The sequence below is a fragment of the Streptomyces sp. NPDC085937 genome, assembly GCF_044540535.1.
In the GTDB taxonomy this organism is placed as follows: Bacteria; Actinomycetota; Actinomycetes; order Streptomycetales; family Streptomycetaceae; genus Streptomyces.
Window position 1 is genome coordinate 143,011 of sequence record NZ_JBITSH010000006.1, and the last position, 19,515, is coordinate 162,525.

The 19,515-nt window shown below is 72.8% G+C and carries 22 protein-coding genes; 13 read left to right on the top strand and 9 right to left on the bottom strand.

What is annotated here, in order from left to right; translation table 11 throughout:
• The first annotated feature begins 99 nt into the window (after positions 1–99).
• On the top strand, positions 100–858 hold the full coding sequence (locus ACIF8S_RS15235; RefSeq protein WP_399999599.1) for a GntR family transcriptional regulator: 759 nt from the start codon (positions 100–102) through the stop codon (positions 856–858).
• Here the strand turns inward: ACIF8S_RS15235 and ACIF8S_RS15240 are convergent.
• A complete protein-coding gene (locus ACIF8S_RS15240) occupies positions 828–1,625 on the bottom strand; it encodes an acyl-CoA thioesterase (RefSeq protein WP_399999600.1) in 798 nt (265 codons plus the stop codon). The genes ACIF8S_RS15235 and ACIF8S_RS15240 overlap by 31 nt on opposite strands.
• Before the next feature lie 125 nt (positions 1,626–1,750).
• A complete protein-coding gene (locus tag ACIF8S_RS15245; RefSeq protein WP_399999601.1) occupies positions 1,751–2,479 on the bottom strand; it encodes a class I SAM-dependent methyltransferase in 729 nt (242 codons plus the stop codon).
• Between the two features lie 170 nt (positions 2,480–2,649).
• Between ACIF8S_RS15245 and ACIF8S_RS15250 the strand changes: the two genes are divergently transcribed.
• Positions 2,650–3,813, top strand: a complete 1,164-nt coding sequence (locus tag ACIF8S_RS15250; RefSeq protein WP_399999602.1) for a D-alanyl-D-alanine carboxypeptidase family protein — start codon at positions 2,650–2,652, stop codon at positions 3,811–3,813.
• A 185-nt stretch (positions 3,814–3,998) separates the two neighbouring features.
• On the opposite strand, the gene ACIF8S_RS15255 is transcribed toward ACIF8S_RS15250, so the two are convergent.
• On the bottom strand, positions 3,999–5,015 hold the full coding sequence (locus tag ACIF8S_RS15255; protein WP_399999603.1) for an asparaginase: 1,017 nt from the start codon (positions 5,013–5,015) through the stop codon (positions 3,999–4,001).
• On the bottom strand, positions 5,015–5,770 hold the full coding sequence (locus ACIF8S_RS15260) for a FadR/GntR family transcriptional regulator (RefSeq protein ID WP_399999604.1): 756 nt from the start codon (positions 5,768–5,770) through the stop codon (positions 5,015–5,017). Before ACIF8S_RS15260 ends, ACIF8S_RS15255 begins: the two co-directional genes overlap by 1 nt.
• A 191-nt stretch (positions 5,771–5,961) precedes the next feature.
• On the opposite strand from ACIF8S_RS15260, the gene ACIF8S_RS15265 reads away from it, so the two are divergent.
• On the top strand, positions 5,962–7,050 hold the full coding sequence (locus ACIF8S_RS15265; protein ID WP_399999816.1) for a fatty acid desaturase family protein: 1,089 nt from the start codon (positions 5,962–5,964) through the stop codon (positions 7,048–7,050).
• Between the two features lie 62 nt (positions 7,051–7,112).
• Here the strand turns inward: ACIF8S_RS15265 and crcB (ACIF8S_RS15270) are convergent, their stop codons facing one another.
• From crcB (ACIF8S_RS15270) to ACIF8S_RS15280, 3 genes are all read right to left on the bottom strand, one after another.
• On the bottom strand, positions 7,113–7,487 hold the full coding sequence (gene crcB / locus ACIF8S_RS15270) for a fluoride efflux transporter CrcB (RefSeq protein ID WP_399999605.1): 375 nt from the start codon (positions 7,485–7,487) through the stop codon (positions 7,113–7,115).
• Positions 7,484–7,927 carry a fluoride efflux transporter CrcB gene (gene crcB, locus ACIF8S_RS15275; RefSeq protein WP_399999606.1) on the bottom strand — a complete coding sequence of 148 codons (444 nt, stop codon included), beginning with the start codon at positions 7,925–7,927 and terminating at the stop codon, positions 7,484–7,486. The genes crcB (ACIF8S_RS15270) and crcB (ACIF8S_RS15275) overlap by 4 nt, the downstream gene beginning before the upstream one ends.
• 88 nt (positions 7,928–8,015) lie before the next feature.
• The gene (locus ACIF8S_RS15280) at positions 8,016–8,276 is read right to left on the bottom strand and encodes a helix-turn-helix domain-containing protein (RefSeq protein WP_399999607.1); all 261 of its coding nucleotides are present in this window, start codon (positions 8,274–8,276) and stop codon (positions 8,016–8,018) included.
• Between the two features lie 297 nt (positions 8,277–8,573).
• On the opposite strand from ACIF8S_RS15280, the gene ACIF8S_RS15285 reads away from it, so the two are divergent.
• Positions 8,574–8,963, top strand: coding sequence for a MarR family transcriptional regulator (locus tag ACIF8S_RS15285; protein WP_349799318.1), 390 nt, complete (start codon positions 8,574–8,576; stop codon positions 8,961–8,963).
• A 104-nt stretch (positions 8,964–9,067) separates the two neighbouring features.
• Here the strand turns inward: ACIF8S_RS15285 and ACIF8S_RS15290 are convergent, their stop codons facing one another.
• Positions 9,068–9,472 (bottom strand): SseB family protein, encoded by a 405-nt coding sequence (locus tag ACIF8S_RS15290; RefSeq protein WP_399999608.1) that lies wholly within the window; start codon positions 9,470–9,472, stop codon positions 9,068–9,070.
• A gap of 209 nt (positions 9,473–9,681) precedes the next feature.
• Here ACIF8S_RS15290 and ACIF8S_RS15295 point away from each other — a divergent pair, with 209 nt between their 5' ends.
• Both ACIF8S_RS15295 and ACIF8S_RS15300 read left to right on the top strand, forming a co-directional pair.
• Entirely contained in the window at positions 9,682–11,127 is a 1,446-nt protein-coding gene (locus ACIF8S_RS15295) for a glyceraldehyde-3-phosphate dehydrogenase (protein WP_399999609.1), read from the top strand.
• A gap of 148 nt (positions 11,128–11,275) precedes the next feature.
• Positions 11,276–12,235 carry a hypothetical protein gene (locus ACIF8S_RS15300; RefSeq protein ID WP_399999610.1) on the top strand — a complete coding sequence of 320 codons (960 nt, stop codon included), beginning with the start codon at positions 11,276–11,278 and terminating at the stop codon, positions 12,233–12,235.
• 26 nt (positions 12,236–12,261) lie between these two features.
• Here the strand turns inward: ACIF8S_RS15300 and ACIF8S_RS15305 are convergent, their stop codons facing one another.
• Entirely contained in the window at positions 12,262–13,908 is a 1,647-nt protein-coding gene (locus ACIF8S_RS15305) for an FAD-dependent oxidoreductase (RefSeq protein WP_399999611.1), read from the bottom strand.
• Between the two features lie 273 nt (positions 13,909–14,181).
• Here ACIF8S_RS15305 and ACIF8S_RS15310 point away from each other — a divergent pair, with 273 nt between their 5' ends.
• The 7 genes from ACIF8S_RS15310 (at position 14,182) to ACIF8S_RS15340 (ending at position 19,495) form a co-directional block, all read left to right on the top strand.
• The gene (locus ACIF8S_RS15310; protein WP_399999612.1) at positions 14,182–15,306 is read left to right on the top strand and encodes a SchA/CurD-like domain-containing protein; all 1,125 of its coding nucleotides are present in this window, start codon (positions 14,182–14,184) and stop codon (positions 15,304–15,306) included.
• A 70-nt stretch (positions 15,307–15,376) separates the two neighbouring features.
• A complete protein-coding gene (locus ACIF8S_RS15315) occupies positions 15,377–15,844 on the top strand; it encodes a cupin domain-containing protein (protein ID WP_399999613.1) in 468 nt (155 codons plus the stop codon).
• Positions 15,841–17,109, top strand: coding sequence for a beta-ketoacyl-[acyl-carrier-protein] synthase family protein (locus ACIF8S_RS15320; protein WP_399999614.1), 1,269 nt, complete (start codon positions 15,841–15,843; stop codon positions 17,107–17,109). The genes ACIF8S_RS15315 and ACIF8S_RS15320 overlap by 4 nt, the downstream gene beginning before the upstream one ends.
• Entirely contained in the window at positions 17,106–18,350 is a 1,245-nt protein-coding gene (locus ACIF8S_RS15325) for a ketosynthase chain-length factor (RefSeq protein ID WP_399999615.1), read from the top strand. Before ACIF8S_RS15320 ends, ACIF8S_RS15325 begins: the two co-directional genes overlap by 4 nt.
• Positions 18,351–18,376: 26 nt before the next feature.
• Complete coding sequence (locus tag ACIF8S_RS15330) at positions 18,377–18,637, top strand: acyl carrier protein (protein WP_399999616.1); 261 nt, start codon at positions 18,377–18,379, stop codon at positions 18,635–18,637.
• A gap of 2 nt (positions 18,638–18,639) precedes the next feature.
• Entirely contained in the window at positions 18,640–19,122 is a 483-nt protein-coding gene (locus ACIF8S_RS15335; protein ID WP_399999617.1) for an SRPBCC family protein, read from the top strand.
• A gap of 37 nt (positions 19,123–19,159) precedes the next feature.
• Positions 19,160–19,495 (top strand): TcmI family type II polyketide cyclase, encoded by a 336-nt coding sequence (locus ACIF8S_RS15340; protein WP_145825864.1) that lies wholly within the window; start codon positions 19,160–19,162, stop codon positions 19,493–19,495.
• The last annotated feature ends 20 nt before the right edge of the window (positions 19,496–19,515 follow it).

The window sequence follows — 19,515 nt, forward strand, 5'->3', positions numbered from 1 at the left end:
ACTGCCGGACCACCCTTCCTGTTGGTGTAGACCAATGGTAGATGTGATGGCTCAACGAGCCGGCACGGCCACGGTACGTCACCAACAGGAGGGCGCGGTATGGCCCGCACCACCCCGCACGATCACGTCGTCGGCGACCACTCGCCCACCGACGGGGAGCCGCTGTACCAACGGATCGCCACGGCACTGCTCGGCGAGCTGCGCACCGGCACCATCCCGCCCGGCGAAAGGCTGCCCGGCGAGCGGCAGTTGGCCGAGCACTTCGGCGTCAGCCGGGAGACCGTACGGCAGGCGCTGCAGGTGCTGCGGCGGGACGGGCTGGTCGCCACGGACCGGCGCGGCAGCCATGCGGCGCTGCCCGGCGAGCCGGTGGAGGCACCGGCCGCCGCGGGCTTCCCGCTCGGGGCGCGGCGCGCCGGGCGGGACACGGTGGCCCGGGCCACCGTCACCTGGGAGGTCCCGCCGGCGGGGCACGCCGAGCCGCTGGGGCTCGCCCCGGGCCGGCCGACCCTGATGCACCGGTACTGGTCCTCGTCGGCCGACGGGCGCGAGCAGCGGACCGCGGTGACATCGTTTTCCGCCGTGGTGCTGGCGGAGGTCGAGGAACTGGCGCGCTACCGGGACCGGGCCGACGGCACCGGCGCCGCAGAGCTGCGCCGGGCCTACGACTGGATGCGCCGGGCGGGTCTGTCGCTGCACCACCGGGACACGATCACCCGGCTCGCGGGCACCCCGTCGGTCCGGGTGACCCGGCGGGTGCACGACCAGTACGCCCGGCCGCTGGAGCTCACCGAGCTGGTCATGGACACCCAGCAGGACGTGCTGGTCTACGAGTTCATGATGCCGGCCGCCGTCTGAGGGGGCGTCGGGCCACGCACCACGCGCGCCTGCCGGGCCGCCGCCAGCAGGGTCCGGTCCCGCGACCACACCGCGCTGTCGTCCACCGCCCAGCCGCCGCCCGCGTGGTCGCAGCGGATGCGGACCAGACTCCAGCCGTACGGCGCCCCGTCGTCCAGGGCATCCGAGAAGTGCACGGTCAGCTCGGCGGTGGGGACCGGCCGGGGCGCGCTCCAGTGGGCGTACAGGGCGGGCGGCATGACGTCCGTGAGCGTGGTGACGGCCGCCGCGTCCAGGGGCCGGTCGTCCCGGAAGCGCACCCACGCGACGAGTTCGGCGCGAGGTCCCGCGGCCAGCGGGAGATCACCGGTGCCGGGGCGTATCTCCAGCTGGCGGGCGAAGGGCGCGAGGTCGGCGGGCAGCTCCAGGGGGAGACAGTCGTCCGGTTCGGGCACCTCCGGGGCGGCGAGCCCGGCGTACGCGGGGCCGGTGCGGGACGGTCCGAACAGCGCCGAGCCGAGGATCACCGGCTCGCCGTCCTGATGTCCGGTGAAGACGCAGGTGGAGGTGCGCCGGCCGGTCGCGGGTGCCGTCCCGGAGAAGCTGAGCGGCCCGGTCCCGACGGGGGCCAGGAAGTGCGTGGTGAGTGAGCGGACCGGCTGCGCCCCGCCCGCGAACGAGCCCCGCACGGCGGTCAGTGCCGCTCCGGCGACCCAGCCCCCGTGCATGCCTTCCCAGGACCACCAGCGGGAGTCGATGCGCGTCGCGTCATACGAAGTCGTCGTCACGCGACCCACCCTAGCCAGGTGAGTTGGAAAACCCAACGCAATGCGGGGATCGAGTTGGAAACCCCAACCCACAGATGCGGAGGGCCTCCGTCCGCCCTCTCCCGGCCCTTCAGCCCTCCGGCCCCTCAGTCCTCCGGCCGTTCGGCGACGATCAGGCGCACCTTCGGGCTTCCGTCCCGCCGTCGGCCGAACTCGGGGAGCGGCCAGAACGCGACGCGGAACCCGGCTCGTTCCAGCCCGTGCCACAGGTCACCGAAGCGGACGGCGCGGTAGTACATGACGAACGGCGGCCGCCACACGGCGTTCCGCACCCGCATGGCGGTGTCGAACCCCAGGAGCATCGCGTGGGTGACGGAGCCGGGCCGGGGTGGTGCGACCACCGGGAAGACGAACCGGCCGCCGGGCCGCAGCGCCCCGTACACCTGGGCGAACAGCCGCGGCATCTCGCGCGGCAGGAAGTGGCCGAACGCGCCGAAGCTGACCGCGAGGTCGAACTCCGGTCCGAACGGCAGCGCCCGCGCGTCCGCCCGCACCCAGGAGACCTCGGGTCCGGCCGGCCGGGTGCGCGCGCGGGCGACGTCGAGCATCCCGGCACTGAAGTCCACACCGGTGACGGTGTCCCGGCACACCTGCCGCAGCACGTCCACGCCCGCGCCGGTGCCGCAGCACACGTCCAGGCCGGTGCCGTAGGACCCGGAGTCCAGCAGCGCGGAGACGGTGGCGTCCAGCACCGAGTCGGGAGTACGGAAGGGGGTGTGGTCGAACTTCGGGGCGAGGAGGTCGTAGCCGCGCTCGACGGACGACAGTGCCTGGGCGACGAGTTCGCTCAGACGAGGGCCTTCGGGGCTGAACATCCGCTCAGCCTAGAGCCTGAACCGTACGGCCGCCCGGTGCGGCGCCGGGCTGCCCGTGAGCGGGCGCGCCTGGTGGCCCGGCGGGTGCCGTGTGGGGCATCCGGGTGCTCGCGGGCGGCTCGCGGCCGGGGCAGCACGGTGTTCGGGGGGCCGATTCCTACGTTTGCGGTATGACTATCGGATTTGCTTCGCGGGCTGCCGTGTCGGGGTGTGCGCTCTGCGCCGCGGGCCTGCTGGCGCTGGCGCCCGCCGCGGCGACGACCGGGCCCGGTGCCGACCCCGGGCCGCGGACGACGGACGCTCCCGCGTCCCTGCTGTACCGGCCCGGCACACACGTCCGCCCGCGTGCGGGGGCGCCCGAGGTCCCGGACCTGTCCGCCCGCTCGTGGCTGGTCGCCGACGCCGGCACCGGCGAGGTGCTGGCGGCGCACGACGCGCACCGCAGGCTGCCTCCGGCCAGCACCCTCAAGACACTGTTCGCGTTGACCGTGATGCCGGCCCTGCCGTCCGGCATCCGGCACCGCGTCCGCCCCGAGGAGCTGGAGGGTATCGGGCCGGGGAGCAGTCTCGTCGGTGTCGCCGAGAACCGGTCGTACCGCGTCTCGGACCTGTGGAACGGGGTCTTCCTCAACTCCGGCAACGACGCCGTGCGGGTCCTGGCGGCGCTCAGCGGGGGGTGGCGGGTCACGGCCGAACGGATGGAGGAGAAGGCGCGTGCCCTGGGGGCCCGGGACACCCGGGTGAAGTCGCCCGACGGGTACGACGCCCCGGGCCAGGTGTCCTCCGCGTTCGACCTGGCGGTGTTCGGCCGCGCGGGGCTGCGCAGCCCGGAGTTCGCGACGTACTGCGCCAGGGCGGAGGCCAGCTTTCCGGCCCGCGACGGCGGCCACTACCCGATCGTGAACACCAACCGCCTGCTGACGGGGGCGGACGGGGTCACTCCGTACCGGGGGCTGATCGGGGTCAAGAACGGCTACACCAGCAACGCCGGCAACACGCTGGTCGCCGCCGCGCGACGCGGTGACCGCACGCTGGTGGCCACGGTGATGAACCCCCGGTCGGACGACGGGCACGCGGTGTACGAGGAGGCGCGCTCGCTCCTGGACTGGGGCTTCGAGGCGGCCGGACGGGTCCAACCGGTGGGCTCGCTGGACGCCCTGCGCGCCGGCCCGCCGGGCGGCCCGGAGGCGGACACCGTGGCCCTGCCCGCGCCCCGCCGGGACGACGCCGACGAGCGCCCGGTGACCTGGACGATCGCCGGGGCCGCGCTGCTGGGCGGAGCGGGGGTGGCGGTGTTCCTGCGCCTGCGGTGGGGCCCGGTCCCGAAGGACTGACGACCGCCCCCGCACGCCTCCCCGGGCCCCACCGGACGCAGACGCCCCGGCGTTGCAGCGCCAGGCGAAAGCCGGCGCGGCGGACACCTGACCGGTCGGCCCGGCCGGAACCGGCGTCGGCACACCGCTCGCCAGGGCTGCACAGTGCCGCCGCTTCCCCCCCGGCTTGCTCCGCCGGACAGGCCCTACACGCGGACCGGGGCGCCCGTCCCGTCCAGTGCGTGGACCGGACGGATGCCGCCGACCGGCCTGCCGCCGCCCAGGACCGTCTCGCCCGTGAAGTCGGCGAGCAGGGCCGGGTCCACGCCCGCCTGGGCGAGGGCCGCCGCGGCCACCGGGATGCGGGCGCGTCCGGCGCCGTCGGCGATCTTGACGGCGACCGCCCGGCCGTCGGGCAGTGCGGCCACCTGGACACCCTCGAAACCGTCCTTGGCGAGCAGCCCCGGCACGGACCGCATCAGCGCGGCCACGTCCCGGCCGGAGCCGGACGCCATCTCGGCGTGCGCGCGCATCGCGTCGGCGACCCGGGCCTCGGGGGTGCCGGGCGCCGCCGTGGTGATACGGGCGGCGGCGCGGGCCAGGCCCTCCAGGGAGACCGCGAACAGCGGGGCGCCACAGCCGTCGACGGTGACCGCGGCGACACGCCGGCCGGTGAGGTCCTCGACCGTCTCGGCGATCACCCTCTGCAGGGGGTGCGCGGGGTCGAGGTAGTCGTCGAGCGACCAGCCGTTCAGCTTCGCCGTGTACAGCATCGCGGCGTGCTTGCCGGAGCAGTTCTGGGCGAGCCGGGACGGGGCCCGGCCCGCACGCACCCAGGTGTCCCGCACGACGGGGTCGAAGGGCAGGTCGGGCACGTTGAGCAGACGGTCCTCGGCCAGCCCGGCGCGTGCGAGGACGCGCCGGGTGCCGGCGAGGTGCCGTTCCTCGCCGGAGTGGCTGGCCGCCGCCAGCGACAGCAGTTCGCCGTCGAGCGGGAGGCCCGCGCGGACCATGGCGACCGCCTGCAGGGGCTTGAGCGCGGAGCGCGGGTAGAAGGCGGCCTCGGGGTCACCTAGACGGAACCGGACCCGGCCGTCGCCGTCGAGGACGACGACGGAGCCGTAATGGACGCCTTCCACCACGCCGCCGCGTATCAGGTGGGCGACGGGGGCGTGGAGGGGTTCGCGGATCGGGGGTGCGTCCGCGGGGAGACTGCTGAGCATCACACTGCCTGCGTGTTGTGGTGGTGGACCGGCGCGGGGGTGGTGCGCGGGCCCGGCGTGCGCGCGGAGCGCACGAGGTCGGTCAGGGTCGTCTCGACACGGTCGAGGTGGTGGGTCATGGCCCGGACGGCGTCCGGCTCGGAGCCGTCGGCCAGCGCCTCGACGATCGCCCGATGTTCGCAGTCGGACTGCGCGCGGCGCCCGCCGAGTTCGTTGAGGAAGGCGGACTGGCGGGCCAGCGCGTCCCGGATCTCCTCGAGGACCCGCCGGAACACCGGGTTGTGGGCGGCCTCGGCCACGGCGAGGTGGAAGAGGGTGTCCATGGCCACCCAGGCGGTGGTGTCGGTCTCCCGCTCCATCCGCTCCAGCAGGTTCCGCAGCTGGTCCACGTCCTCAGGGGTGCGGCGCAGGGCCGCGTATCCGGCGACCGGGATCTCGATGTGCCGGCGCACCTCCATGAGGTCCCCGGCCGTGAAGTCGCCGAAGGTGGCGTCCTGAACCGCGTCGGCCACCACGAAGGTGCCCTTGCCGGTGCGGGACACGGTCAGGCCCATGGTCTGCAGGGCCCGCAGCGCCTCCCGCAGCACCGGGCGGGAGACCGCGAGGCCGCGGCACAGCTCCGCCTCGGAGGGGAGCTTGTCGCCGATCGCGTACTCGCCGCGCTCGATCGCGTCGCGGAGGTGGGCGAGCACCGCCTCCATCGCGCTGACGCGCCGGGGTACCGCACCACCTGTCTGGCTGTCTGACAGGTTCACGAGCCCGATGGTGCGCGGCGGCCGTCGGCACTGTCAAGCGGGGGCGGGCGGGGGTGGGGCGAACCACACCCCCGGCGCGGGGGCCACCACCCCGTCCCCCGGGGGGTGACCCGCGTTCCACTGGGGGGCCACCGCCATTCTTCGCGGGCAAAATCGTTCCCATACTGAACCGTATGGCCAATTCGACGGTACTGACCGGCACCCCTTCCTCAAGTGAAGGGGAAAAGGAAACAGGGCGACAGAGAAACGGGCGGAACAGCGCGCGGGATGAAGGAGCGGGACGAGGAAGTGATTTCTCGGAGCTGTCACGGCGCATGGCCGACGCGGGCCTGCTCCGACGCCGTCCGCTGTACTACACGGTCCGGTTCACCGCCGTGGGTCTGACGCTCGCCGGGAGCGTCGCCGCCTTCCTCGTGCTGGGCGACAGCTGGAGTCAGCTGCTCGTCGCCGCCGTCCTTGCCCTGGTGTTCGGGCAGCTCGGTCTGGCGGCGCACGACCTGGCCCACCGCCAGGTGTTCTCCCGCCGGCGCCCCAGCGAGACAGGCGGTCTGCTGGTGGCCGACGTGCTCCTCGGGATGAGTTACGGCTGGTGGATGAACAAGCACACCCGCCACCACGCCAACCCGAATCACGAGAGCAAGGACCCGGACGTCGCGCCGGACATCATCGTGTGGTCACGGGGACAGGCACGCCGGGCCAAAGGGCCCGCCCGGTTCATCGGGAAACACCAGGCGGCCCTTTTCTTTCCGCTGCTGACCCTTGAGGGATTGAATTTGAGTTTCAGCAGTTTCAAGGCGCTGCGCAGCCCGTCGATGAAACGGCCGGTGCTGGAGGGGACGCTGCTCGTCGCGCATTTCGTCGTGTATTTCGGCGGCCTTTTCTCGGTCCTCTCCCCCGGCAAGGCGCTCGTCTTCCTCGCCGTTCACCAAGGGCTGTTCGGCCTCTACCTCGGCTCGGTGTTCGCGCCGAACCACAAGGGCATGCCGATGATCGAGGAGGGGACCGAGCTGGACTTCCTGCGCCGCCAGGTGCTCACCTCCCGCAACGTCGACGGCGGCCCGCTGACCGACGTGTTCATGGGCGGCCTCAACTACCAGATCGAGCACCACCTCTTCCCCAGCATGCCGACGCCCGCCCTCGCCGAGGCGCAGGTCATCACCGAGCGGTACTGCGCCGAGCTGGGCATCCCGTACTGCCGGACGGGGCTGCTCGCCTCGCACCGCACCGCACTGCGCCATCTGCGGGACGTCGGTGAGCCGCTGCGCACGGCGGGCGGCTGACTCCCTCCGACTGCCGGAACCGGTGCTGACCCCCGCCGGCTGCCGGAACCGGTCCGGTCGCGCTACGACCACACCGCCCCGGCCAGCGCCGCCCCCGCGTAGGCGGCGCCCAGGCCGGCCGCCGTGCTCACCACGACGTTGGCCACCGCGTGACCGCGTGCGCCGCCCTCCACCAGGCGGAGGGTCTCGTAGGAGAAGGTCGAATAGGTGGTCAGCGCCCCGCACAGGCCGGTGCCGAGCAGCAGCTGGAGATCGGATCCCGCGGCGCCCGCGGCCGCCGCACCGGTGACCAGGCCGAGGACCAGACTGCCGGCGACGTTGACCGTGAAGGTCCCCCAGGGGAGCCCCGAGCCGTGCCGCGCCTGCACGGCCCGGTCGGTGAGATAGCGCAGGGGCGCTCCGACCATCGCGCCGAGCAGCACGTGGAGCCAGGTCACGGCCGCCTCCGCACGAGGACGCGACGGGTGGCCGCCGTGGCCGCCCACACGGCGGTGAGCGCGACCACGGGGGTGAGGGCGAGGTAGAGGAACGCGGGACCCGGACGGCCCTCCTCGAACAGGCCGCGGATGTCCACCGCGTACGTGGAGAAGGTCGTGAAGCCGCCGAGAACTCCGGTGCCGAGGAACGGGCGGAGCAGCGGGTGGGGGGTGCGGGCCTCGGTGACGGCCACCATGAGGACGCCCATCAGGGCGCACCCCACGACGTTCACGCACAGGATCGTCCAGGGGAATCCGCCGGCCGGAGTGGCCCACCACAGGGTGGCCGCGTACCGGGCCGCCGCTCCCGCTCCCCCGCCCACCGCCACCGCCGCGACGACGGGAGTCTGGACGCGAACCGCGGAGCGGGCCCGGCGTCCCTCGGTTCCGGGGGCTGTCACCGTCGTACGTCTCCCACTCGCTCGGGGATCAGCGTAACGACCCCGGTGAGGGTGCGCGCGACCGGCCCGCGTACGACCCCGCCGACACCTACCAGCCCTTCTCGAAGAGCCGGGTCACCTCGGCGACGCGGATCTCGTCGCGCAGGTAGCGGGGGCCGCCGTCGTCGCCGGGGGTGGTGCGGAGCAGGCCGAGCGAGGTGAGCAGCCGGAGGTGGGTGACGGCGGCGGGGCGGGTCACGCCCAGCCGGCCGGCGACGTCGTCCGCGGTGAGGCCGCGTTCGGCGGCGCCGGGTTCGGCCAGCCACGCGAGGATGCGCAGTCGTGTCCCGTCGGCGGGAGTGCTCAGCATGTCGTCCACCTCCACGCCGGGCTTCCGTGTCTCGCGGCGCCCTCCCACTGTGCCGCGCCCGGGGTCCCCGTGTCCCGTACTGCGGGCACGTTCTCCTGACTCAACCCCCTTGCCTGGCACGGAAGTTGAACACGCAAGCGATGACCGGGGGCCGTGGCTCCCGGCCACAGTGCCGGTGTCGCCGGTGACGGAACCACGCCGTCGCCGGGTGAAGCGGTCCTCGGGCCGGGGCGGACGGGGCCGTTCATCGAATACGGGCGCGTTCATTGAATATCGAACAAGTGTTACGGTGCCGGTATGGCAGGAATGGCCGACGAGGCGCGGCTCGAGGAACGGTGGCGGGACATCCTCGCGGTGCACGCCCGCACCCAGGGCGAGATCGACCGCGCTCTGCACCCCTACGGCCTGGGCGCCTCCGACTTCGAGGTGCTGCACCTGCTCGCCTCCAGCACTCCCCCGCCCGGCGAGCTGTGCCGGGTGCAGAACCTGGTCGGCCGGGTCCACCTCAGCCAGAGCGCGCTGTCCCGGCTCATCGCACGGCTGGAGAAGAACGGCCTGGTCGAGCGCAGCACCTGCCCGACGGACCGCCGCGGCGTCTACGTGCAGCTGACCGAGCGGGGCCGCGAACTGTACGCCGAGACGCTCCCGGTCCAGCGCGCCGCCCTGGCCCGCACCCTCGGCGACTGAACGTCTGTGCCGGCCGCACCGGCACCGGACCGACGACGAAGCCCCGGCCCGCGTCCTGCCCGGTGGCGGGCGGAACGGGCCGGGGCTGACGTGCGCAAGGGCCCCTACGGGCGGGCGAGCAGCGTGCGCACCCCTTCCGAGGTGAGGGTCAGACGGTGGTCGGAGCTGCCGTCGATGGTGAGGGAGAGGTCCTCGGCCGGCCACTGCGCGGCGAGGGCGCCGAGCGGGACCAGGCGGTAGCGGGACACGAACGGGAGCAGCCCGGCCATCTCCAGCTCGGAGGTGAACACGGGCACCACCTGGGTGCCGCCCGGCTGGTCCAGCACCGGCAGCGCGACGGCTCCGGGGTCGGCGGCCTCCTGGTCGCCCGCGTCGTCGGGGACGGGGATCAGCACGTCACTGTTCGCCAGGGCGTCCAGCGCAGCCGTGTCCTCCGTGTTCTCGGACAGCGTGTCCAGGGCCCGCTGCGCGGGCGTGGGGGCGTTGTTCTCGTGCGCGGGTGTCTCCATGGCAGATTCCCTGGTAGCGGCGGTCGTGGGGCCCGCCCGGGACTGGTTCGAACCGGGCACAGCAGGGGACGCGTACCCGTTCGCCCGTCACGCAACCCTGCGGGACGTACCCGCCGACGGGCCCCTGCGGACCTGCGGGCGGACCCCCTCGGAACCCTTCGAGCAGCATGGCTATCATATGAGCACCCTCTAGCTCGAAAGATGATCCTGTGACTGTCAACGAAGACTCGTTCACCAACTGGAAGCACCGCGAGGAGACCGCGGAGTCGATGATCCCGATCATCGGGAAGCTGCACCGGGAGCGGGACGTCACCGTCCTGCTGCACAGCCGCTCCCTGGTGAACAAGTCAGTGGTCAGCATCCTCAAGACCCACCGCTTCGCCCGGCAGATCGCCGGCGAGGAGCTGTCCGTCACCGAGACGCTGCCGTTCCTCCAGGCGCTCACCACGCTGGACCTCGGCCCGTCGCAGATCGACATCGGCCTGCTCGCCGAGTCCTACCGCGCCGACGACCGGGGCAGGTCCGTCGCCGAGTTCACCGCCGAGGCCGTCGCCGGCGCGACCGGCGCGGACAAGATCGACCGCCGCGAGCCGCGCGACGTCGTCCTCTACGGCTTCGGCCGCATCGGCCGGCTGCTCGCCCGGCTGCTCATCGAGAAGGCCGGCTCCGGCAACGGCCTGCGGCTGCGCGCGATCGTCGTGCGCCGGGGCGGCGAGCAGGACATCGTCAAGCGGGCCTCGCTGCTGCGCCGCGACTCCGTGCACGGCCAGTTCCAGGGCACCATCACCGTCGACGAGGCGAACAGCACAATCGTCGCCAACGGCAACACGGTCAAGGTGATCTACGCGAACGACCCGTCCGAGATCGACTACACGGCGTACGGCATCGACAACGCCATCCTCATCGACAACACCGGCAAGTGGCGTGACCGTGAGGGTCTTTCGCAGCACCTGCGCCCCGGCGTGGACAAGGTGGTGCTGACCGCGCCCGGCAAGGGCGACGTGCCCAACATCGTGCACGGGGTCAACCACGACACCCTCAAGCCGGACGAGCGGATCCTGTCCTGCGCGTCCTGCACCACCAACGCGATCGTGCCGCCGCTGAAGGCGATGGCGGACGAGTACGGCGTGCTGCGCGGACACGTGGAGACGGTCCACTCGTTCACCAACGACCAGAACCTGCTGGACAATTACCACAAGTCCGAGCGCCGCGGCCGGTCCGCGCCGCTCAACATGGTGATCACCGAGACCGGTGCCGCGTCGGCCGTCGCCAAGGCGCTGCCCGACCTGAAGGCGCCGATCACCGGCAGCTCGATCCGCGTACCGGTGCCGGACGTGTCGATCGCCATCCTCAACCTCCAGCTGGCCCGCGCGACGAACCGCGAGGAGGTCCTGGACCACCTGCGCAACGTCTCGCTGACGTCGCCGCTGAAGCGCCAGATCGACTTCATCAGCGCGCCGGACGCGGTCTCCAGCGACTTCATCGGCTCGCGGCACGCGTCGATCGTCGACGCCGGCGCGCTGAAGGTCGACGGCGACAACGCGATCCTCTACCTCTGGTACGACAACGAGTTCGGCTACTCCTGCCAGGTCGTCCGGGTCGTCCAGTACGTCTCCGGGGTGGAGTACCCGACGTACCCGGCCCCGGCGGTCTGAGCCGACGGTGACCGCGGAGCGGGGGCGGGGCGGGGCCGGTTGCCCCGCCCCGCCCCGGTCTGCCCGGATGACCTGTGGTAAGGGCCAGATCGATAACGATCACCCGGAAAACGATCGCCCGGGCACCAAGGCTTCCTAGTCTTCCGGCATGCCCCTCTTCAGCACCCGCACCAGCAGACGCCCCCGCATCTCCCGCTCCCTCGGCGACGACCAACTCTCCCGTACTCTCGGAAAGTTGAGCAAGAAGGGCAGCGCGACCGACGCCACCTCGATCTCCGAGCTGCTGGAGGAGACCGGCGACGACTGGGACAGACGCTCGCACCGGATGTCCGTGCTGGCCGAGGCGACGGCCGGCACCCGGATCGCGGCCACCTGGCTGGAGCGGGAGCCGGACGCGCCGGACGCGCTGGTGTTCCACTCCTGGACCCAGCTGACGCGAGGGCTGCGCGACGGACGTCTGGAGGACGCCCGGGAGGTCGTCGGCCGGTGCCACCGGGCCGCCGAGCTGTCACCGGAGGACCCGCTGCCGTGGGTGGTCCTGCTCGGCACCGCGCGGATCGAGCGGTACGACAGCAGGGACGTCCAGGCGCTGTGGCGGGAGGCCACCGGACGGGACCGCTACCACCGGGAGGCGTATCTGCAGATGCTCGCCCACCTGTCGCCCGAGGAGGGCGGGTCCAGCGCCGCGGTGCTGGACTTCGTCGACGCGGTGCGCGCCCACATCCCGGCCAACGCGCCGTGCGCGGCGATCGAACTCACTGCGGCCGTACGGCAGTACCAGGGCATCCTGGCGCAGGGCGGGGTGCGGGCGATGACGGCGGGCCAGCTGTTCGAGGGGGGACAGATGGCGGCGGCACTGCACCAGGCGGCCACGCTGTGGCCGAAGCCCGGGTTCTTCCAGCATGCGGCGGCCACCGCCGACCTCAACGTCCTGGCGTACGCGCTGTGCGCGGCCGGCCGCGCGGCGGACGCCCACCCGGTGTTCCAGGCCCTCCAGGGCGTGGTCACCCCGTGGCCCTGGGACGTCGACGGTCCGGCGCTCCAGCGTTTCGAGCAGCATCTGGCCAAGTCCGAACGCGGCCGCCAGGGAGGCATTGGCAGCGGCTGAGCCGCGCCGCCCCGACGGCCGTGCCGTCAGGCGCGGGACAGCAGGGTGGTGACCGCCTCCCGCAGGGTCCGGGCCGGGTCGGCGGCCGGGCCCTCGTGGCGCCAGGCGACGAAGCCGTCGGGCCGGACCAGCACCGCGCCGTCCGGTGTGACGCCGTGGGCGGCCGCCCAGTCGGTGCCCGGCTCGGGCACCAGGTCGGCGCCCTCACCGATGCCGTACGCGTCGAGCGGCACCGGGAGCCCGGCCGCCACCTCGGCCGCGGCGGCCTGCCAGGGGCTGTGCGGCGAGGTGAGCAGGACCAGCGAGCGCTCGTAGAGGTCGAGCGTGGAGACGCGGGTGCCGGCGCGGTCCAGCCACAGGTGCGGTGCGCGGCTGCCGGGCTCGCCGGTCAGGGCCACGGAGTCGGGCACCACCGGCGTCGCCGGGTCGGCGCCCAAAACCGCGCCGCGCGGATAGCGGTAGGCCAGGGCCACGTTGAGGATGCCGCCCTTGCGGCCGGTGAGTGCCGTGGTGGCCTCGGCGGGCGTGTACCCGGGGTGGCTGTGCTCCACCGAGCGGGACGAGGCGCGGGCGCTGGTCGCCTCGGCGACGGGCCGGCGCTCGCGGTCGTAGGTGTCGAGCAGGCCGGGTCCGGCCCAGCCGCCGAGCACCGCGGCCAGCTTCCAGGCGAGGTTGTGGGCGTCCTGGATGCCGGTGTTGGAGCCGAAGGCGCCGGTGGGTGACATCTCGTGGGCCGAGTCGCCGGCCAGGAACACCCGTCCCTCCGCGTACCGTTCGGCGACCCGCTCGGCGGCGTGCCAGGCGGCCCGGCCGGTGATCGTCACGTCCAGGTCGGGGACGCCCACGGCCCGCCGGATGTGCGCGACGCACCGCTCGTCGGTGAACTCCTCCAGCGTCTCGCCGTGTTCGGGGTGCCAGGGCGCGTGGAAGACCCAGCGCTCGCGGTTGTCCACCGGCAGCAGCGCTCCGTCGCCGTCCGGGCTGGTGAGGTAGCAGACGATGAACCGGCGGTCGCCGACGACGGCGGCGAGGTCGCGCGAGGTGAAGGTGACGCTGACGTTGTGGAACAGGTCGCCGGGACCGGTGTGCCCGATGCCCAGCGCCTCGCGCACGGGGCTGCGCGGACCGTCCGCGGCCACCAGGTAGTCCGCCCGGACCGTGGTGTGCTCGCCGGTCTCCCGGCTCTTGACCAGGGCCGTCACCCCGTCGGCGTCCTGGTCGAAGGACATCATCTCGGTGCTGAAGCGCAGATCGCCGCCCAGTTCCCGCGCGCTGCGCAGCAACACCGGCTCCAGGTCGTTCTGACTGCACAGGCACCAGCCGGCGGGACTGAAGCGGGCGAGTCCGCCGCCCGGGTCGATCTCCCGGAACAGCCACTCCCCCGCGTCCCCCACCAGGCTCGGTGTCTGCAGGATGCCGTGGTTGTCCGCCAGCACCGACGCGGCCTCGACGATCCTGCCGTCCACGCCGGCCGCGCGGAACAGTTCCATCGTGCGGACGTTGTTGCCCCGCCCGCGCGGGTGGATCGACGTGCCGGCATGACGCTCCACGAGCGTGTGCGGCACACCGAGCCGCCCCAGGAACAGGGACGTGGACAGGCCCACCAGGGAGCCCCCCACGATGAGGACGGGCGTGCGGTGGACCGCCTCGCCGGCCGTACCCGATCGGTTCATTGAAACGCCTCCAGCGTTCGCCCGGGTCGTTTGAGGAACGGGACGTCGATTTCATCCCCGGTGCGGGGCCCTTCGCGTCCGGGCGGCACCCGGTTGGCGCGCGGTTCACCCGCGTGCCCCGTGTCGCTCGCGCGCTTCCCGGGCCGCGCCGACCATCGACACATGGCGACCCCCTGCCCATCGGACACGGCGGTCGTTCCTGACCTTCCGTGAAGAGCTTCCGGAAGAAGCCCCGCCGCAGGGGTTTCCCCAACAAGAGGAGAGGTGCGCCGGATGACCATGTCGGGACGCATATCGCAGTCGGCCTTCGACGGCTCCAGGCTGCGGGTGATCCTGCTGCTCGACCTGTACGAAGGGGCGCAGGAGCAGTTCCTCGAGGCGTACGAGCACATGCGCAGCAAGGTCGCGTCCGTGCCCGGTCACATCAGCGACCAGCTGTGCCAGTCGATCGAGAACCCCTCGCAGTGGCTGATCACCAGCGAGTGGGAGAGCGCCCCGCCGTTCCTCGCGTGGGTGAACAGCGAGGAGCACGTGGAGACGGTCCGGCCGATGCACAGCTGTGTGCGGGACACCCGGTCGATGCGCTACAGCGTCGTGCGCGAGACCATGCCCGAGCGCCCCCTGGGCTCCGAGTCCGCCAGGGCGGGCCTGCAGTCGTCCGTGCGGGTCGGCGACGGTGTGGCGCGCCACGCCCTCACCTTCACCGTCAAGCCGGGCTCCGAGTCCAAGGTCGCGGAGCTGCTGGCCGGCTACGAGTCGCCCAAGGCGCAGGTCGACGACACCACGCGGCTGCGCCGCACCTCGCTGTTCATGCACGGCAACCGGGTCGTGCGGGCCGTCGAGGTGGAGGGCGACCTGCTCGCCGCGCTGCGCCACGTGGCGCGCCAGCCGGAGGTGCGGGCGGTCGAGGAGGCCATCAACCCCTATCTGGAGCAGGACCGGGACCTGACCGATCCCGAGTCGGCGCGACTGTTCTTCACCCGGGCCGCGCTGCCCGCCGTGCACCACGTGGCGTCCGGCCGTCCTGAGCCCGCCGGGCTGCGGCGGCACGCGCTGTACTACCCGGCCGTCGCGGGCCGGGGCATGGAGCTGGCCCGGTTCCTCGCCCAGCAGGACGAGACGGCCGCCGACGACCCGGACAGCCCGGTGTTCGCGAGCACCGTGTTCCAGCGGGACGACATCGTCGTCCGTCTCGTCGACGTCACCGGCGACCTCGACCTGGATCCGCTCGCGGCCCTCGGCATCACCGGCCCGGGCAAGGCGGCGGAGCTGGAGCGTCTCCTGGACGGCGCCGCGATCGGCGTCGAGGGCTCCCTCGACTCGGAGCGCACCCTCAACCGGCTGCTGTCGCACGCCGACATGCTGCCCGTCACCGACCGCAGCGCGGCGGCTTCCTGACGGTCAACCGCGGTGACGTCCGCGGCCGCCGAGCGCCCGGACGTCACCGGTACACCCGGAGGTATCAACCATGTCCAAGCAGCATCCACGCATCGTGGACCTGAGCGAGACGGAACCCAACCGCCGGCGCGGGGGTGACCTCAGGACCCTGCTCACCCCGGCCACCGTGGGCTCCACGAGCGGCTTCATGGGGCTGGCCGTCATCAAGCCCGGCGAGCGGATCGCCGAGCACTACCACCCGTACTCCGAGGAGTTCGTGTACGTCGTCAACGGGGCGCTCGAAGTGGACCTGGACGGCGAGCCGTTCGCGCTCCGCGCCGAGCAGGGGCTGATGATCCCGATCGACATGCGGCACCGCTTCCGCAACGTCGGTGACGAGGAGGCCCGCATGGTCTTCCACCTTGGTCCCCTCGCGCCCCACCCGAGCCTCGGGCACGTCGACACGGAGGAGACCGAAAGCGCGCTCTCCGGACCGCAGTTGACGGTGGGCGGACCGGAGACGGCCCGCCCGGCCGAGCCGAGCGAGGCCATAAAATGACCCGGCGGGTGGCCGTCACCGGAATCGGTGTGGTCGCTCCCGGCGGCATCGGGGCGACGGCGTTCTGGGAGCTGCTGGCCGCCGGCCGCACCGCGACCCGCGGCATCACCCTGTTCGATCCGGCGGGCCTGCGCTCGCGCATCGCCGCCGAGTGCGACTTCGACCCGTTCGAGCACGGCCTGGACGCGGACCTGTGCCAGCACGCCGACCGCTACATCCAGTTCGCCGTGGTCGCGGCCCGGGAGGCGGTCCGGCAGTCCGGGCTGGACACCGGGGCCGTGGACCCGTGGCGCACCGCGGTGTCCCTGGGCAGCGCGGTCGGCGGCACCACCCGGCTGGAACACGACTACGTGCTGGTCAGCGAGAGCGGCCGGCGCTGGGACGTGGACCACACCAAGGCGGACCCGAAACTGCACCTGGCGTTCGCGCCGAGCACCCTCGCCGCCACCGTGGCCGAGCGGTTCGACGCCCGGGGCCCGGTGCAGACGGTGTCCACCGGCTGCACCTCCGGACTCGACGCCGTCGGCTACGCGTTCCACACCATCAGCGAGGGCCGGGCCGACGTCTGCATCGCCGGGGCGTCGGACTCGCCGATCTCACCGATCACGATGGCCTGCTTCGACGCCATCAAGGCGACGTCGCCCAACAACGACGACCCGGAGCACGCGTCACGGCCGTTCGACGCCCGCCGCGACGGGTTCGTGATGGGCGAGGGCGCGGCGGTGCTGGTGCTGGAGGAGTACGAGCACGCGCGGGCGCGCGGCGCGGACATCCTCTGCGAGATCAGCGGCTACGCCACCTACGGCAACGCCTACCACATGACCGGACTGACCAGTGAGGGCCTGGAGATGGCGCGGGCCATCGACAGCACCCTCGACCAGGCCCGTATCGATCCGACCCGGATCGACTACGTGAACGCGCACGGTTCCGGCACCCGGCAGAACGACCGGCACGAGACGGCCGCGGTGAAGCGGTCGCTGGGCGCGCACGCGTACGAGACGCCCATGAGCTCCATCAAGTCGATGGTGGGGCACTCGCTCGGCGCGATCGGCGCCATCGAGGTGGCCGCCTGCGTGCTCGCGCTGCGACACCAGGTGGTGCCGCCGACGGCGAACTACGAGACCCCCGACCCGGAGTGCGACCTGGACTACGTGCCGCGCACCGCCCGTCAGCGGAAGCTGGAGCACGTGCTCTCCGTCGGCAGCGGGTTCGGCGGTTTCCAGTCCGCGGTGCTGCTGTCCGGGGCAGGCGGGAGGACACGATGAGCAAGCGGCGTTCCGGGCGTGCGGCCGTCACCGGCATCGGTGTGGTCGCGCCCGGCGGACTGGGCACCGACGCCTACTGGAAGTCGGTGCGCGAAGGGCTCGGCGTACTGGACCTGATCACCCGCGAGGGCTGTGAGCACCTTCCGCTGCGGGTGGCGGGCGAGGTGCGGTCCTTCGACCCGGCGGCCCTCATCGAGGACCGCTTCCTGGTGCAGACCGACCGGTTCAGCCATTTCGCGATGGCGGCGGCCGCGCTCGCCCTCGACGACGCCGGACTCGGCGGTGAGCCCGACGATCCGTACTCGGTCGGCGTGGTCACCGCGGCCGGCTCCGGCGGCGGCGAGTTCGGCCAGCGCGAGCTGCAGAAACTGTGGGGCAAGGGCTCCAAGTTCGTCGGCCCGTACCAGTCGATCGCCTGGTTCTACGCGGCGAGCACCGGTCAGATCTCCATCCGCGGCGGCCTGAAGGGGCCGTGCGGGGTGGTCGCGAGCGACGAGGCGGGCGGTCTGGACTCCCTCGCGCACGCGGCCCGCGCGGTGCGGCGCGGCACCGACGTCATGGTCGTGGGGGCGGCGGAGGCACCGCTGGCCCCGTACTCGATGGTCTGTCAGCTCGGCTACCCCGAGCTCAGCACCCTCGACGACCCCGGCCGCGCGTACCGCCCGTTCACCGAGAAGGCGTGCGGTTTCGTGCCCGCGGAGGGCGGTGCGCTGCTCGTCGTCGAGGACGAGGAGCGGGCCCGTGAGCGCGGGGTGCCCGTACGGGGTGTGGTGGCCGGACACGCGGCCACGTTCACCGGGGCCTCCCGCTGGGCGGAGTCCCGCGCGGGCCTCGCGCACGCCATCACCGGCGCCCTCGACGACGCGGGCGTCGCCCCGGAGGAGATCGACGTCGTCTTCGCCGACGCCCTGGGCGTGCCCGAGGCGGACCGTGCGGAGGCGCTGGCGATCGCCGACGCCCTCGGCGCGCACGGTACGCGGGTGCCGGTGACGGCGCCCAAGACCGGCTACGGCCGGGCGTACTGCGGGGCGCCCGTGCTGGACACGGTGGCCGCGCTGCTGGCCATGGAGCACGGTCTGGTGCCGCCCACGCCCAACGTGTTCGACATCTGCCACGACATCGATCTGGTGACCTCGCACGCTCGGCCCGCCGAGCTGCGCACCGCCCTCGTCCTCAGCCGGGGACTGATGGGCTCCAACGCGGCGCTGGTCGTGCGCCGCGGTGACGATTCCGCCCGGTGATCCGGGCGGGGAAGGAGCAGTCACCCATGATCACCACCGAAGTGACCTTCGACGAACTGGCCGCGCTGATGAAGCAGGCGGCCGGCATCACCGTCGACCCCAAGGAACTCAGGGACGCCGCGGAGTCCCCCTTCGACTCCTTCGGCCTCGACTCGCTCGGCCTGCTCGGCATCGTCGGCGAGCTGGAGAACCGGTACGGCGTGTCGCTGCCGCCCGACTCGGAGCGCTGCAGGACGCCCCGGGAGTTCCTGAACCTCGTCAACAGCACCCTCACGGCTGGAGCCTGAAAGTGGCAGGACACACGGAGAACAGCATCACCGTCGACGCTCCCTTCGACCTCGTCTGGGAGATGACCAACGACCTGGAGAACTGGCCGCGGCTGTTCAGCGAGTACGCGTCCGTGGAGGTCATCTCCCGCGAGGGCGCCACGACGACGTTCCGGCTGACCATGCACCCGGACGAGAACGGCAAGGTGTGGAGCTGGGTGTCGGAGCGCACCCCCGACCGCGCCAAGCGGATCGTGCGCGCCCGCCGCGTCGAGACCGGCCCGTTCGCCCACATGGACATCCTGTGGGAGTACGAGGAGGTGCCGGGCGGGATCGAGATGCGCTGGACGCAGGACTTCGCGATGAAGCCCGACGCCCCGGTCGACGACGCGTGGATGACGGACAACATCAACCGCAACTCCCGCACCCAGATGGCGCTCATCCGGGACAGGATCGAGCAGGCCGCCCGCGAGACCGAGAGCGCGTCCGTCGCGTCCTCGCGCTGAGCACCTCTCCCGCCCGCGGGACACGGAAGGACATCCCATGCACCACGCCCTGATCGTCGCCCGGATGAAGCCCGGTTCGGCGCCGCACATCGCCGACGTGTTCGCCGCCTCGGACCGCGGTGAGCTCCCCCACCTGGTCGGCGTCAGCCGGCGCAGTCTCTTCCAGTTCGGGGACGACGTGTACCTGCACCTCATCGAGTCCGAGCAGGACCCGGCGCCGGCCATCGCGAAGGTGGCCTCGCACCCCGAGTTCCGCCGCGTCAGCCAGGAGCTGGAGGCGTACGTCAGCGCGTACGACCCGGCCACGTGGCGCAGCCCGAAGGACGCCATGGCCCAGTGCTTCTACCGCTGGGAGCGCGGCGCCGGCTCCTGAGCCGCCGCACCTGGAGAACC

Bases quoted from the DNA above. Each gene is read 5' to 3' on its own strand.
- ACIF8S_RS15235 (WP_399999599.1), top strand. From the start codon at position 100: ATGGCCCGCACCACCCCGCACGATCACGTCGTCGGCGACCACTCGCCC.
- ACIF8S_RS15245 (WP_399999601.1), bottom strand. From the start codon at position 2,479: ATGTTCAGCCCCGAAGGCCCTCGTCTGAGCGAACTCGTCGCCCAGGCA.
- ACIF8S_RS15250 (WP_399999602.1), top strand. From the start codon at position 2,650: ATGACTATCGGATTTGCTTCGCGGGCTGCCGTGTCGGGGTGTGCGCTC.
- ACIF8S_RS15255 (WP_399999603.1), bottom strand. From the start codon at position 5,015: ATGCTCAGCAGTCTCCCCGCGGACGCACCCCCGATCCGCGAACCCCTC.
- ACIF8S_RS15280 (WP_399999607.1), bottom strand. From the start codon at position 8,276: ATGCTGAGCACTCCCGCCGACGGGACACGACTGCGCATCCTCGCGTGG.
- ACIF8S_RS15285 (WP_349799318.1), top strand. From the start codon at position 8,574: ATGGCAGGAATGGCCGACGAGGCGCGGCTCGAGGAACGGTGGCGGGAC.
- ACIF8S_RS15290 (WP_399999608.1), bottom strand. From the start codon at position 9,472: ATGGAGACACCCGCGCACGAGAACAACGCCCCCACGCCCGCGCAGCGG.
- ACIF8S_RS15300 (WP_399999610.1), top strand. From the start codon at position 11,276: ATGCCCCTCTTCAGCACCCGCACCAGCAGACGCCCCCGCATCTCCCGC.
- ACIF8S_RS15305 (WP_399999611.1), bottom strand. From the start codon at position 13,908: ATGAACCGATCGGGTACGGCCGGCGAGGCGGTCCACCGCACGCCCGTC.
- ACIF8S_RS15310 (WP_399999612.1), top strand. From the start codon at position 14,182: ATGACCATGTCGGGACGCATATCGCAGTCGGCCTTCGACGGCTCCAGG.
- ACIF8S_RS15315 (WP_399999613.1), top strand. From the start codon at position 15,377: ATGTCCAAGCAGCATCCACGCATCGTGGACCTGAGCGAGACGGAACCC.
- ACIF8S_RS15320 (WP_399999614.1), top strand. From the start codon at position 15,841: ATGACCCGGCGGGTGGCCGTCACCGGAATCGGTGTGGTCGCTCCCGGC.
- ACIF8S_RS15325 (WP_399999615.1), top strand. From the start codon at position 17,106: ATGAGCAAGCGGCGTTCCGGGCGTGCGGCCGTCACCGGCATCGGTGTG.
- ACIF8S_RS15330 (WP_399999616.1), top strand. From the start codon at position 18,377: ATGATCACCACCGAAGTGACCTTCGACGAACTGGCCGCGCTGATGAAG.
- ACIF8S_RS15340 (WP_145825864.1), top strand. From the start codon at position 19,160: ATGCACCACGCCCTGATCGTCGCCCGGATGAAGCCCGGTTCGGCGCCG.